Source organism: Vibrio sp. 2304, assembly GCF_033339475.1.
Classification (GTDB): domain Bacteria; phylum Pseudomonadota; class Gammaproteobacteria; order Enterobacterales; family Vibrionaceae; genus Vibrio; species Vibrio alginolyticus.
In genome coordinates, this window is the sequence record NZ_JAWOUQ010000001.1 from 488,382 (window position 1) to 502,378 (window position 13,997).

A 13,997-nucleotide genomic window follows, 5' to 3' on the forward strand; every position below is an offset into this window, starting at 1 on the left:
CTGTTTTAGCTTTTCTTCTACAACCGATAGGTTTTTCTTCGCGGCTTCAAAGTTAGGCTTTTCCTCTAGCAGCTTTTTATACAAATCAGCCGCATCTTCTAATTGACCATTTTGAGCGAGCGAGTTGGCGAGGTTATAGCGGCCGTTAAGGGAGGCATCATGAGAAAATGCTTTGATAGCGGCTTCGTAGTCACCTTTTTGATAACTGGCGGCTCCTTTCCAGCTTGGGTTTGTAAATAGGTTTTGCGCCTGTTCATACTCACCTTGCTTGTAGAGTTCCGCTCCTTGTTGGTCGGCATTTAAGAACGGATTAGCTTCTGCATGCGGTGTCCACGTTACTGGGACTACAGTCGCAACTACCATCCAAATCAGGCCGCGTCGAAACAGTAAAGCCGCAGGAAGAAGTAACAACGGCAGTAACCAAAAGCCACTGTTGAGACGAGAATCAGTTTTAACTTCTTCGCTTTGGGTCGCAGAAAGCTGGCTACCAATGTTATTGGTAAAGGCCGCGATGTTTTCAACATCACGGTTGGTGTGTTGAATAGGAACAAATAGGCCACCAGTCTTATTCGCTAGCGTTTGTAGATTTTTCAGATTTGTTTTCGCTACGACGGTTGTGCCTTGTGCAGTTTTTAGCAGAGAGCCATCGGGCAGCGCGATAGGCGCACCGTTAGGAGTCCCGACGGCAAGAACAGAAATGCGAAACTTTGTACCTTGGACTAAATCTAACGCGCGAGACAGCTCTGACATATCAAGATCATCCGCTAACACGATGATATCGCCTTGTTGCGTGCCTGCTTGAGAAAACTGATTGATCGCCAGTTCAATCGCGGCAGGCAGGTTTGCCCCTTGAAAAGGCATCAGCTCTGGTGACAAATTTTCGATAATGCCAGCAAGCGTACTGGAATCAGTTGTCAGTGGACTTAAGTTATAGGCATCGCCAGCGTAAGCAATAAGTCCAGTGGCTCCCTCTTTCCATTTAGGCAGCAAATCGAGCGCCTTATAACGTGTTTGTGCTAGCCGATTGGGTTTGATGTCTGTAGCAAACATAGAGCGAGACATATCAAGCACCAAGATACGACTTTGGTTTAACTCAAAGCTTGGTCGAGCGTTAGACTGCCAGCTTGGCCCCGCTAATGAAATGCAAGTTATTGCCCAAGCTAAACCCCATAGAGTGAAGTAATGCTTAGACTGCGTGTTTTGTCCGAGCATCCGCGCTAGGTGAGGGGCAATCAGTGTGGACTTTTGGGCTCTAAATTTGTGATTAAGCAAGAGTGCGATAGGGAGCACGATGAGCCCCAAAAGCCAATAAGGATTGAGGAAAATAAACTCAGCCATGTTTTCTCCTTAATAGGAATAACAATACCGATAATACAAATGCAGCGCTTAATGGATATGGAAACCATTCAGACTGTGGGCGCCAAGTTTGTGTGTCGCTAGATACGGGTTCTAGCTGGTTGATGGTGTCATAAATCTTTTCGAGCTCTTCTGTATCTCGCGCTCGAAAATATTGTCCACCTGTCACCTCTGCCACTTTAGTCAGTGTTTGTTCATCTAAGTCGGCTGCGGTGTTGACTTTGCGAGTCATGAAAAACTCTTTCACCATCATTTCACCAGCGCCCACGCCCACGGTGTAAATAGTGGCGTTGTATTTTTTCGCAATTTTCGCTGCTTCTAGCGGCTCGAGCACCCCTGCAGTATTGCTGCCGTCACTGAGCAAAATCATGACTCGTTGGGGAGCATCACTGTCTACAAAGGTTTTTGTGCCTAAACCAATACCATCACCAATGGCGGTTCGTTGACCAACCAAACCGATGACGGTTTGATTAATCTGTTGCATGACGCTTTTTCGGTCTGCAGTGAGTGGTGTTTGCAAATAAGCATGGTCGCCAAACAAAACAACTCCGAGACGGTCACCTTTTCTCTTTGCTACGAAATCAGACAGAACTTTTTTGACTGCTGTGAGGCGATCGATATATTCGCCGTTGAGTTCCATGTCTTCCTGCTGCATCGAACCGGACAGATCGACGACTAACATCAAGTCCCGATACTTGGGTTGGAATTCAACGGGATCGCCAAACCAAACTGGACGCGCACAAGCGACGACAAGAAGGCCCCAGATCGCGATTGAAAGTGCTTTTTGCAGCGCTTGCTTAGGCTTGCTGCGATTCTCATTGGTTGGTAAGTACGCCAATTTGATCTCGGCTTGTTGAGATTCTTGTGGCAGGAACTTGTATACCAGCCATGGGATGGGCAAAAAAAACAGTGCCCACCACCAGACAAATTCAATGTTTAGCCATTGGGCAAGATCGGTTATGAGTGTTTGCTCAGTCACGGTTATTTGCCTTTTTCTTTGGTGGCAAAGCGTAGGTTATCCAAAAGACACAATCGTCTACCAAGCTTTGATGCTGCCCTTGGGAAGAATTCTGATACAACGCTTCTTGCCACTGATGTTGTTTGTCTACGAATCGACTTTCTTTGGTATGGCTATCGAGAAATTCATACCAAGCGATTCCGGTTAATGGTGCGATCTCTTCACGCGGAAAGTAACTCAATGCTGCCTGGCGCAATATTTCCAGAGCAGAAGAGGGGGTATGAGGCGCGGTAGGTTGAGTTAAAAGTGTTAATGCTGTCTTTTTTGCGCGTAAGTGTTTTTTACGCCATCTCACATAAAGACAAATGCCGAAAACGAAGAGCAAGGTGGCTGCAAGCACCACCCACCATCCCCAAGCGAGCGGAAACCAATCCGGTGCGTTTGGCAAAATCAAAGGTTCAAGGTTTAGGCTTTGGTTGTTTGTTGTCATTATTATTACTGCTTAATAAATACTGCTTGTCAGTTTGTTAGCTTAATTGTGAAATTAAGGGCCAGCCACTTGATAGCGTGTTAAATGGAATTGCTATTGAATGGCATTGCTGCTTAATGGTTTCTTGATGTTGGGTAAAGTGGCTTTCGAGTTCTCTTCGTTGTCCTTTAGAGCCAAAGTTAAACCATTGACTATGCTGCCCATCCGAAGCTTTCACTTGACCTCTAAAGTCTGTTTCGCCTCTTTCTAACGGATCATAAAACTGAACGGCCCTTACGCTATTGTGTTGTTTGAGTCGACGTAGTTGTGCCAGTTCCGTTGGTGTTACGTGGGCAAAGTCACTGAGCATAATCAATTCGCTGCCTTTTGGGGTGAGCGTATGAAGTGTCTCCAATACTTGTGTATACGGCAGTGTACGAGTGTCGTTGCTTGCAGTACGAGTTACTTGCGCATTATGTATGTCGACTATGGCGTTAAGAATCCGCAGCCCTTGTCTTTGTAAAGAAGAGGGGCGAAATTCAAGACATTGATGTCCGTCATCAATCACTGCGCCGATGCGATCTTTTTTAGCTAGAGTTAGCCAAATTAGAACACTGGCAAAGTGGGCCAATTGAACGGATTTGAGTACATACTTAGATCCAAAATGTAGACTAGAACTTAGATCAAGATAAAGAATGACCGCTTGCTCTTTATCTTCTGCAAACAACTTCGTATGTGCTTTACCGGTCCTAGCGGTGACTCGCCAATCAATGCTGCGAATATCGTCGCCAGGTTGATATTGGCGCACCTCCATAAAATCCATACCTCGCCCTTTTTGGCGACTGGTATGGTTACCACTCATCTGCGACCAGAGACTCTGTGCTGGTGGTAACCAACGTACAGATTGAGTGCGATATTGGAGCAGCTCTTCAAGGGTTAATGTCACCCCATTCGCATGAGGTGGTAATGAATGTGTAGCGGACATATCACTCACCTGTTTATGCACTGCCAACAAGGTTTAGCAGTTTATCGATGACCTGGTTTGCCGTAATGCCTTCCGCTTGAGCGTGGTAACTCAATAATAAACGGTGGCGCAGTACCGGATAAGCCATGGTTTGAACATCTTCCGGAGAGACAAAATCACGACCAGCAAGCCAAGCGTGCGCACGTGCACAGCGATCAAGAGCGATGGTGGCACGCGGACTCACACCCATTGACAACCACTTGTCCAACTCAGTGTCATATTCGTTGGCTTGACGTGTCGCCATAACTAAACGGACGATGTACTGCTCTATCGTTTCCGCCATATGAATATCCAACACTTCTTTACGTGCAGTGAATATATCTTGTTGGCTTAACATTGGGCGTTCAACCTTTACTTCGCCCTTTGCTTCTCCGCGGTTAATACGCAAGATAGATAGCTCATGCTCTGCATCTGGGTATTCCACTTCTAAATGCAATAAAAAGCGGTCTAGCTGCGCTTCAGGAAGGGGGTAGGTCCCTTCTTGCTCTATCGGGTTTTGAGTTGCCATAACCAAAAACAACTCTGGCAGCGGGTAGGTATGACGACCTGCTGTGACTTGTTTCTCTGCCATTGCTTCAAGCATTGCCGCTTGTACTTTGGCCGGTGCACGGTTTATCTCATCCGCAAGAATAAGCGAGTTGAAGATAGGACCTGACTGGAAAGTGAATTCTCCGGTTTCTGGACGGAAGATATCGGTGCCGGTTAAATCGGCTGGCAGCAAGTCAGGGGTGAACTGAATTCGGTGGAAGTCGCCTTCAACACAGTCTGAGAGTGATTTTACTGCACGGGTTTTTGCTAACCCAGGAGGGCCTTCAACTAAAATATGCCCATCCGCAAGAAGCGCAACAAGCAGTTGCTTTACCAGATCTTGCTGTCCGATGATCTGCGACTCTAAGTATTGCTGAAGAGTTTCGAAGTTAGATTTATGCATGCTTTGGACTCTCGGTATCCATGTGATTTTCGTGTTGAGTATTGGTCATTTTCCATGTGAAAAAAGTTCCAATGCTCTATTGCAATTTATCTTTTCAATATTGGGACGCTACAGAGAATTGCAAGTACGTGCTATCTCTGAAAGTGCTTATTTGACAGTGTGTTACATTTATTTTTCATAATATAATGAGAAATGCCTCTAGTTTTGTACATATGAGCCGATAAAGATTCCGTGGTGTGCGTGTCATGAGATATGCACCTGATTCCCCTTGTGGGGCCAATAACAAGTGATTCTTTTAAAAGGTCCGAATATGTTGAAACTTCATTCCTTGAGCATCAAACAGAAGGTTGTACTTGGCATTACGTTTGCTGTTCTAGCATCAACAATCATTGTTGGTGTTATGGCTCAGCGTCATGCGAGAGATGTATTGAGCCATCGTCTTATTGACATCGAGCTACCTGCGATGTTGCAGCAAATCAATACCGAAATTGACCGCGAAGTTGTCGAAATGCAACAAGCGGCAAAACAGCTGGCTACAAACGAATTTATTGTTGAAGCCCTATCTAATACAGACCGTGATCCGTCAGTAGAAGTTCAGTTGGTTCAGCAGCTCAATAACGTTAAATCACAGTATGGTCTTAATGATGCGTCGGTAGCGAATCGTCAAACGGCATATTACTGGAATCAAAACGGATTCTTACGTCAACTTAACCGAACGCAAGATGCTTGGTTCTTTGGATTTACGTCGTCTGGTCAAGAAACGTCCGTGAGTGTGTTCCAAGAGGCAAATGGCGAAGTGAAAATGTTTGCCAATTTCCAAGATCTTAATGGTACATCAATGTCAGGTCTCTCTAAATCTATGGGAGACATGGTTGCTTTGCTCAATGGGTTTAAAATTGAAGATACGGGTTACGTGTTCCTCACTAATGAACAAGGCCAGATTCAAATACACCGCCAACAAGGTAAGAACCAAACTTCTATCACTAAACTATTTGGTAGTGACGCAAGTGCGCTGTTGAACAAAAATAGCTTCAACCTAATTAATGTGGAGTTTGAAGGGCAGGATACTTTTGTTTCTAGTTTGTATGTTCCTTCAATGAACTGGTTTGTTATTGGCGTGGTTCCCGTTGATGAAGTATTCGCAGACCTGAATGCGACAGCTAAAAAAATGCTGTTTACGACCATCATTGTTGCCGTTGTATTCATCCTCATGGGCGTATGGTTGGCAAACAGCATTACGAAACCAATCCGACTGATTGCCGATCGTTTTACCGACCTTGGGCAAGGTGAAGGCGATTTGGCGCAGCGTATTGAAATTAAGGGTAATGATGAAATTGCTCAGCTTTCAAAAGGCTTTAATGGATTTATTGAGAAGATTCATGCCACGATGAAAGAGGTTGCTTTAACCAGTGGCTCATTAAGTCAAGCGGCAGAAAGTGTGTCAACGAAAGCAACATCCACACACGACAACAGCCAAGAGCAGCGTGATCAAACCATTCAAGTAGTTGCAGCTATCAACCAAATGGGTGCGACCATCAGTGAAATTGCATCGAACGCTGCTACCGCTGCTGATACGGCAAATCAGGCTTCAGATAACACTCAAACTGGTCGAGAAGTTGTGATGAAAGCAAAAGAGGTGATCAGCCGCCTAGCCGATGATGTTGAAACAACCAATATTGTTGTTACGCAGTTGGCATCGACAACCAAAGATATTGGCTCGATTCTGGGTGTAATTCGTGACATCTCTGAACAAACGAATTTACTTGCGCTAAACGCTGCAATTGAAGCTGCTCGTGCTGGTGAGCAGGGACGTGGTTTTGCGGTTGTTGCTGATGAGGTAAGAAACCTAGCTTCACGCACGGCCGATTCTACAGAAGAGATTCAGCGCATGATCAATCAGCTTCAAAGTGACGCACAAGACGCGGTAAGTGCTATGGAAGCGGGCAAAGCGGTCACCATAGAAGGGGTTACTTCTACCGATGAAGCAGTCGAGGTATTAATCAGTATTTCTGAACGAATCACCGACATCTCTGATCGTAATACACAAGTTGCAACGGCGACGGAAGAGCAATCCACGGTGGTGCATACCATTAATCAAAATATCGAAGAAATCAACGCGATAAATGAAATGACAACCGCGACAGCAGAAGAGTTGGCGGATGCAAGTCGCGATCTTCAAGCGCTCTCTTCTCGTTTAGACAAGATGGTTGGTAGCTTCAAGTTATAGAGTTGGATAGAATAGGCGAAGTTTAAAAGTTCAATCATTAATTTTAGGTAAGTACTATGAATGACTTCGAAAAAGAACTAGAGCAAATTTCTCAAGAAACCGCTCAGGAGCCAGAAGTAAAACTGCCGTCGCTAGAAGAGCAAAAAGCGATCGTCGCTGAGCTGAAAAAGCTGGAAGCGGAAGGTAAGCTGACGCCAGAAGTGTTAGAACAACACTTTGGTAAGTTTAACCAAAAAAACGCAGTTCCAATCCACTAAGTTAGGTGGTGTTTTGCCTCTAACGTGCGTGATTAAATCACCTGCTCAAACACAAAAAGGGAGTTTATACTCCCTTTTTTAATGTCTGAAAAATGCTAATACCTCTCACATACTTGCCACTTAAAAATTATTGACACTTCAATGAGTTATTAATTAGTACTAGTGATTTTCATACTTGACAATACTACCGCTCTATCTAAATCTATTGCGTATTTCAATAAAAACGACCAAGGGAATGCGATCAGGATGGAGCAGCAAAAAAAAAGAAACGTTATTTTAATCACGGAGGGAAGTCTACAGTCATCTCTGTTGAAAGATGTATTGGAGACCAAACTCGGTATTAGTGTTGCTCTAATCACGCCAGATAATCTGATTCACGGAGTGTTACATGAGTCTCTTGCATCAGCCATTATTGTTGATTGCAGCGTGATCACGGATGAAATTTTTCGCCGTTATGCGGAGTTTAAAGCGGCCAAGCAGAAAGACACGCTTGAAATCTTAATTAATTGTGAGCAATCCATATCGACAGAAGATCTCTTTGCTTGGCGTACTTTGGCCGGTATTTTCTATACCTCTGATGATATAAAAACGTTGCAAGTTGGTATTGGTAAGGTGCTTCAAGGAGATATGTGGTTCAGCCGTAAGTTTTCTCAGCAGTACATTACTTACCTTCGTCGACATTGCAAACCTATAAATAAGAATGTTTCCGCTATTCTGACCAAACGAGAGCAACAAATAATTACCTTTCTTTCCATGGGGGCGTCCAATCAACAAATCGCCGAACAATTATTTGTCAGCGAGAATACGGTAAAAACGCATTTACATAATATTTTCAAGAAGATTGATGTGAAAAATAGAGTTCAAGCACTTATTTGGGCAAAGGAAAATATTTCAGACAACTCGTTAACGGTGTAATGCTATTGCAATATTAGGTTGCCTAATTTAGTAAACTCTTAATAATTTCTGTGACCTGAATGTGTTAAAAGTGTTTCTTTTATGAGAAACACTTTTTTTGATTCTCTTTTTAATAACTTTAGAATTTAAAAAAGTAGCAAATAACTTTACTCTGTGAACTAGCACTTACATATCAAACTAAGTGCTGACGATTAACTACTAATTTAAGAATGTTAAGTCACTGAAAGTATGAGAAACATTATGGAACAGTATATGGAAAAGCCTGAAATCCTAATGCTCACTCAACAAAGTTTACAGAGTGAAAACTTTAAGGAAATGCTTTCTAAAAATACAGAAACTAAAATAACGATCATTGATACTAAAAACCCTAGCTATCATGAACTCATTCCGGAACGCTACTTTTTGCTTGTTGATTTTTCAGTTGAGATTCCTTCCGAAACTTTAGTTTATTTAAAAGATAGTAATAAAGTGCTAGGAACCATAATGCTTAATCTAGGTTATGACTTAGACACAGAAGAACTCGCTTCTTGGCCTCATGTAAAAGGTATATTTGGTCCAGGAGATTCAATGGACAAGGTTTGTCAGGGATTAAAAGCAATAATAAAAGGGGATAACTGGCTGTCTCGAAGATTACTTGATCAGCTAGTAAATTATTATCGAGGTAGAGAAGCAAATAACATTATCGAACCTGCTATTGAGGTTGAGCTTACTCGGCGTGAAGTTCAGGTTTTAAAAATGTTGAAAGAAGGTGGTTCAAATATGGAAATCGCTGATTCTTTATTTATCAGCGAGCATACTATTAAATCACATCTATACAATATTTTTAGAAAGTTAGAAGTAAAGAACCGTACGCAAGCTACAAGTTGGGCTAGGAGAAACCTGTAGTACTAGTATTAACTTGCTGTAATAAAAAGAAAATACTCTATAAAGTACTAAATTTTATATTTATTATTAAAATGTCAGTCTGAAATATCATCCCATATTCAAACTTATTCCTATTCAGTTGACTATTAGACTTCTCATGTCGTGACGAATCTAGTCAGACGTGGAACAGAAGGTCTATTCAATTAATAAGCTAAGAGGGAATAAAAATGAGCGCAAGTGACAATGACACGTATTTAGGCGATGCAGGTGTAAATAACCAATTTGCTGATTTCGATGGCGGCGATGATTTGTTTATCGGTTTTGGTGGTAATGACTCGTTTGTTGGCGGTGGCGGTAATGATTATGTGATCGGCGGCGACGGCGATGATCGCCTAACTGGTGGTGCTGGAGATGACATCCTTAGGGCTGGTACAGGAAACGACTACCTCGGCGGTGGTACCGGTAATGACTTGCTGTTGGGTTTGCTGGGCGACAATAAATTAAATGGTGGTGTCGGTGAAGATATTCTTGTTGCTGGTTCTGGTGACAACGTTTTAGTTGGCGGCAGCAATGGCGATAAGTTTGTGTTCACGGATAAGTTTGGTGGCCATGGCGAAGCCAAAGTTGTTGACTTCACCATTGGTGAAGACTCTTTGCACATCATTAGCGACTCTGTCACTGATTTTGGTGATTTAAGCTTTAGCTACGATGCGGTTGGGAATGCAGTGTTTACCGATGGGGCTGATCTAACAGTGAAACTTATTGGCGTGACTGAAACTGACATCAACACCTATGGTGCTGATCTGTTCGTAATCTAAACGACTGAAAATAACTCTGGATGGGAATTAGTTTGCGTGGCTCTGCCATGCAGAGGTGAACTAATCGGACACTCTAGAGCGATTTGAGGTTACCTTAAGCTAGGCGCTAGTATTTCTGGCGCCTACAATTTTCACGTTAAACGGAAGTAGTCGTGCAAAAAACGGTTTTCAAAGAAGTGAAACAAAAACTATGCACGCTTGCGGGCTTGCTGATCGTTTTTAGCCTTTTTATCAACTTATTGGTTCTCTCGATTCCGCTGTACATGCTTCAAGTGTACAACCGGGTGATATCCTCCTACTCAACCGATACTTTATTCTTGCTCACTGTCATCGTAATTGTCGCGCTGTTAACCATGTCCATCATCGACATTGCACGAGCACAAATGAGTAAATCTTTTGGTTATTGGATGGACACAAAACTCTCCGCTTTCATGCTCAAGCGCACGATTCAATATCAATCACATACCGGGAAGAGTTATACCTCGCAAACTCTGAGAGACATTCAGAACATCAAAAGCTTTTTGAGCAGTCAAGCACCTTATCCACTGTTGGATGCGCCCTGGACACCGCTGTTTATTTTATTTGTGTATTTATTGCACCCGATACTAGGTCACATCGCGTTACTTGGATCTATCGTATTGTTTAGCCTAGGTCTACTTAATGAGCTGATGACGCGTAAAACAATGCAAGAGAGCGAAGTCAGAGCGATTTCTCATATCAACAACGCTGAATTAGCCACGCAAAACTCCAATTCAATTCTCGCAATGGGGATGATGAATGCATTTTTAGAGAAGTGGCAGTCGCGCGTGAGTGAAGTGAATGTGCTTGAAGAGCGAGTTGCAGGTAAGTCTATCTACATGGCTAACTTTTCTAAGTTTGTGCGTGGATCACTACAGATATTTTTACTGGGAGGTGGTGCATGGTTAGTAATCCAACATGAGATAACGGCAGGGGCGATGATCGCGAGCTCCATATTAATGAGTCGGGCATTATCGCCGATGGAGCAGGCGATAGGCACGTGGCGAAGTGCGATGTCTGCTAAAGGCGCCTATAAAAGGTTGAAAGAAATCGATGCGATCGTGCGCCAAGATGAATCAGATATGCCACTGCCTAAACCAAAAGGACACTATGAGCTTACCGGACTAGCCTATCGCCATCCTGGAGCAACCGAACCAGTGCTCTCATCGATCAGCTTATCGATTCCTCCGGGTGTTGCTGTTGGGGTGATTGGCCCTTCTGGTACGGGTAAATCGACGTTTGCTCGGCTGTTATTAGGTACGGTTAAGCCATTAGCGGGTAAAGTGACTCTTGATGGAATGGAAGTCTCCGTATGGGCATCTGAAGATCGCGGCGTGCATTTTGGGTATCTCGCTCAAGAGGTGGAGTTATTTCCTGGCACAATTCGAGAGAACATCGCGCGCTTTAAAGAAGAAGACCCGGTTAAAGTTATCAAGGCGGCGCAACTAGCAGGATGTCATGAATTAATACTCAAGAAAAACAAAGGCTATGATTGCATTATTGGTGAAAATGGCCGCGGTTTATCTGGGGGGGAAAGGCAGAGAATCGCTCTTGCAAGAGCCGTTTATGGCGACCCATCTATTGTGATTTTCGATGAAGCGAATGCCAACCTCGATGGTGAGGGAGAGGCTGCGTATCAACGTTTGATTGCCCATTTAAAAGCACAGAGTACAACGATTATCGTCATTGCCCACAATCCGAGTACGTTACGACAAATGGATAGGCTGTTGTATTTGGCTGACGGCCGAGTCAAGTTATACGGCGCTAAAGATGAAGTATTAAAACGTTTGATGGGCGAAGAAAGAACAGATATCCCAAGGGTAAGAAATGAGCAATCAACTGCCAACCGTTAATCAGAGTTCTACCGAGATCGTATATCGTTTTAGCCCCAAAGCGAGACTAAGCTTTCGAAAACCAATTTTACTTGGTGTGGTGACCTTAAGTGTTTTTCTTGGAGGTCTTGGCTACTGGGCTGCAACAGCCAAATTAGAAAGTGCAGCGATTGCTTATGGTGATTTGTCAGTTCTCACTAAGCGACAAGAAATTCAGCATTTAGAAGGCGGTATTATTGAAAAGCTATATGTACAGGAGGGGGATTTAGTCGAAAAAGGTCAGTTATTAATTCAACTTTCTAAGCGTCAAGCTATGGCTAAGTTGGACTCGTTAAGTGGTCGTTTTATCCATACTCTAGCAAAGGAAAACCGTTTAAGTGCGGAGCTTGACGAGCTTCCAACGATTGTATGGTCTGATGATCTTGAAAGCATTCCCCGTGTCGATATCGTACAAGAAGCACAACTGGTTCAAAACAAGATCTTTGAAGCGAGAAAGCGATTCTTTGATAGTAAACTGAGTATCATTGAGCAGAGTATTTCTGGAGCAAATTTAGAGCTTGAAAACCTTCAGCAAACCAAAGTGATTGAGACGGAACGACTCAACTTTATTGCTGAAGAAATAGACAGCAACCAAGCCTTGGTGCAAAAAGGTTTCTCGGGAAAATCTACTTTACTTCAACTCAAGCGCTTAGCAGCGGAGGTGAGAAGTACCTTAAGCCAGTTAGACAGGCAATCGCTCACCGTTAGAAAAAGGTTAGATGAGAACCTAGCGCAAATTGAAGAGTTGAAGCTTGAAAGGCTGAATGAGATTGTCGAGGAACTACGAAATACCAAAACGGAAATTGTCGCAATTCGGGAAGAATATCGCTCCGCTCAAGATATTGTCGCAAGAACAACGATCAACGCACCTATTTCTGGTCGCGTAGTCAACATGCAAGTGTTTACCGAAAAAGGTGTGATTGGGTCGGGTGAAACGTTACTAGAACTGGTCCCGCAAGACGATAAGTTGTTAGTCGAGGCTCGTGTTAATCCTCAGGATATTGATTTAGTGAATCCAGGCCAGCAAGCGCATGTTCGTCTGACCGCTCTGAATGCACGGACGTTGGCACCTTTAGACGGTACAGTGCTGACGATTTCTGCCGATAAGCTCTCGCAAGAAAACCAAGAAGATTTTTATCTCGCTAGAATTGCAATTTCACCGGAAGATGTGACAAAACATCGTTTAACCTCAGGCATGAATGCCGAAGTGCTTATTTTATCTGAGCCACGAACGCCATTGAGCTACCTAATAAAGCCAATTACAGAAAGCATGAATCGCGCCTTCAGAGAGGAGTAATTTCAAAAAGACTTGAGTGAGCACGGACAACAGACAAAATAATTTGTTATCGTTAGCTGTTACTGAGCCGTATTTTTATTCGAGGGAGCCGTGGAATGGAGAAAGTGCAGTTAGTTGTCGATTTTCTTCTCACTCATAAATTGATTTTTACCGCACTGATCTTTGCGATTATGTGGTTAATTCGTCGTGCAATTTTATCGATGATTCGTGGTGATCACGCTTTTCTCTCAGAAGATCAGCGTAGTTGGATGTCCAGAACTAAAAATGGCACCTTTGCTGTTACATTACTGATTTTATTTATTTTATGGCAATCAGAAATTAACGAGTTTGCTCTGAGTGTAACTGCGATTGCCGTTGCCATTGTAGTGGCATCCAAAGAAATCATTTTGTGTTTTACGGGTTCGATTCAAAGAGCAAGTTCGCGTTCTTTTCGCGTTGGAGACTGGATTGAGGTCGGAAAGTTGTGTGGTGAAGTGATTGAGCACAATATGATGGCGACGGTGATTCAAGAGATCGACCTGCATCACGGGCAATATCATTACACCGGCAAAACAGCGACATTGCCTAATAGTATGTTCTTTACCTATCCAGTAAAGAACCTCAACTTCATGAAGCGGTACGTTTACCACAACTTTTCTGTAGTGGTGAAAGACTTCGTCAATTTGTATCCACTGTTACCGATTTTAACTGATAAAATTGAAGAACATTGCAGTTACTTTGCTGATGTTGCACATCGTTACAATGCGATGATTGAAAAACATGCCGGTGTTGACCTTCCTGGTTCTGAGCCACATATGCATATTTCTAGCAACATTAATGGTGAACAAATTATGCACGTGATGATTTTCTGCCCAACCGATAAAGCGAACCACTTAGAGCACTTAATTCGTAAGGACTTTATGGAACTTTATGAGCAACGTTTTCCTGTAGTGCGAGAAGAATAGAGCATCGTACTTCGCCTTTAATTTCAAACCCCGCTATCAAAATAGCGG

The 13,997-nt window shown here is 43.3% G+C and carries 13 protein-coding genes; 8 read left to right on the plus strand and 5 right to left on the minus strand.

Annotated features, from left to right (window positions below):
• The 5 genes from R7P64_RS02270 to R7P64_RS02290 all read right to left on the minus strand — a co-directional run.
• On the minus strand, nucleotides 1-1,338 hold a 1,338-nt coding region (locus tag R7P64_RS02270), incomplete at its 3' end, for a VWA domain-containing protein (protein ID WP_318123133.1).
• A complete protein-coding gene (locus R7P64_RS02275) occupies nucleotides 1,331-2,335 on the minus strand; it encodes a vWA domain-containing protein (protein WP_213968270.1) in 1,005 nt (334 codons plus the stop codon). The genes R7P64_RS02275 and R7P64_RS02270, both read right to left, overlap by 8 nt.
• Complete coding sequence (locus tag R7P64_RS02280; protein WP_054574933.1) at nucleotides 2,328-2,804, minus strand: DUF4381 domain-containing protein; 477 nt, start codon at nucleotides 2,802-2,804, stop codon at nucleotides 2,328-2,330. Before R7P64_RS02280 ends, R7P64_RS02275 begins: the two co-directional genes overlap by 8 nt.
• 37 nt (nucleotides 2,805-2,841) lie before the next feature.
• A complete protein-coding gene (locus R7P64_RS02285) occupies nucleotides 2,842-3,768 on the minus strand; it encodes a DUF58 domain-containing protein (RefSeq protein WP_064354905.1) in 927 nt (308 codons plus the stop codon).
• 13 nt (nucleotides 3,769-3,781) lie between these two features.
• Nucleotides 3,782-4,738, minus strand: a complete 957-nt coding sequence (locus R7P64_RS02290; protein WP_005383914.1) for an AAA family ATPase — start codon at nucleotides 4,736-4,738, stop codon at nucleotides 3,782-3,784.
• A gap of 310 nt (nucleotides 4,739-5,048) precedes the next feature.
• Here R7P64_RS02290 and R7P64_RS02295 point away from each other — a divergent pair, with 310 nt between their 5' ends.
• The 8 genes from R7P64_RS02295 to R7P64_RS02330 all read left to right on the plus strand — a co-directional run bounded on the left by R7P64_RS02295 (nucleotide 5,049) and on the right by R7P64_RS02330 (nucleotide 13,949).
• Complete coding sequence (locus R7P64_RS02295) at nucleotides 5,049-6,965, plus strand: methyl-accepting chemotaxis protein (protein ID WP_017821859.1); 1,917 nt, start codon at nucleotides 5,049-5,051, stop codon at nucleotides 6,963-6,965.
• Between the two features lie 56 nt (nucleotides 6,966-7,021).
• The gene (locus tag R7P64_RS02300; protein ID WP_005375165.1) at nucleotides 7,022-7,222 is read left to right on the plus strand and encodes a restriction endonuclease subunit S; all 201 of its coding nucleotides are present in this window, start codon (nucleotides 7,022-7,024) and stop codon (nucleotides 7,220-7,222) included.
• A 246-nt stretch (nucleotides 7,223-7,468) separates the two neighbouring features.
• Complete coding sequence (locus R7P64_RS02305) at nucleotides 7,469-8,137, plus strand: LuxR C-terminal-related transcriptional regulator (RefSeq protein WP_021707603.1); 669 nt, start codon at nucleotides 7,469-7,471, stop codon at nucleotides 8,135-8,137.
• Between the two features lie 228 nt (nucleotides 8,138-8,365).
• Nucleotides 8,366-9,022 carry a LuxR C-terminal-related transcriptional regulator gene (locus tag R7P64_RS02310; protein ID WP_213986957.1) on the plus strand — a complete coding sequence of 219 codons (657 nt, stop codon included), beginning with the start codon at nucleotides 8,366-8,368 and terminating at the stop codon, nucleotides 9,020-9,022.
• A gap of 206 nt (nucleotides 9,023-9,228) precedes the next feature.
• Nucleotides 9,229-9,819, plus strand: a complete 591-nt coding sequence (locus tag R7P64_RS02315) for a calcium-binding protein (RefSeq protein ID WP_005375168.1) — start codon at nucleotides 9,229-9,231, stop codon at nucleotides 9,817-9,819.
• Between the two features lie 152 nt (nucleotides 9,820-9,971).
• Nucleotides 9,972-11,690 (plus strand): type I secretion system permease/ATPase, encoded by a 1,719-nt coding sequence (locus R7P64_RS02320; protein WP_005375169.1) that lies wholly within the window; start codon nucleotides 9,972-9,974, stop codon nucleotides 11,688-11,690.
• Nucleotides 11,665-13,005, plus strand: coding sequence for an HlyD family type I secretion periplasmic adaptor subunit (locus R7P64_RS02325; protein ID WP_005383906.1), 1,341 nt, complete (start codon nucleotides 11,665-11,667; stop codon nucleotides 13,003-13,005). The genes R7P64_RS02320 and R7P64_RS02325 overlap by 26 nt, the downstream gene beginning before the upstream one ends.
• 95 nt (nucleotides 13,006-13,100) lie before the next feature.
• On the plus strand, nucleotides 13,101-13,949 hold the full coding sequence (locus R7P64_RS02330; protein ID WP_158173213.1) for a mechanosensitive ion channel family protein: 849 nt from the start codon (nucleotides 13,101-13,103) through the stop codon (nucleotides 13,947-13,949).
• The last annotated feature ends 48 nt before the right edge of the window (nucleotides 13,950-13,997 follow it).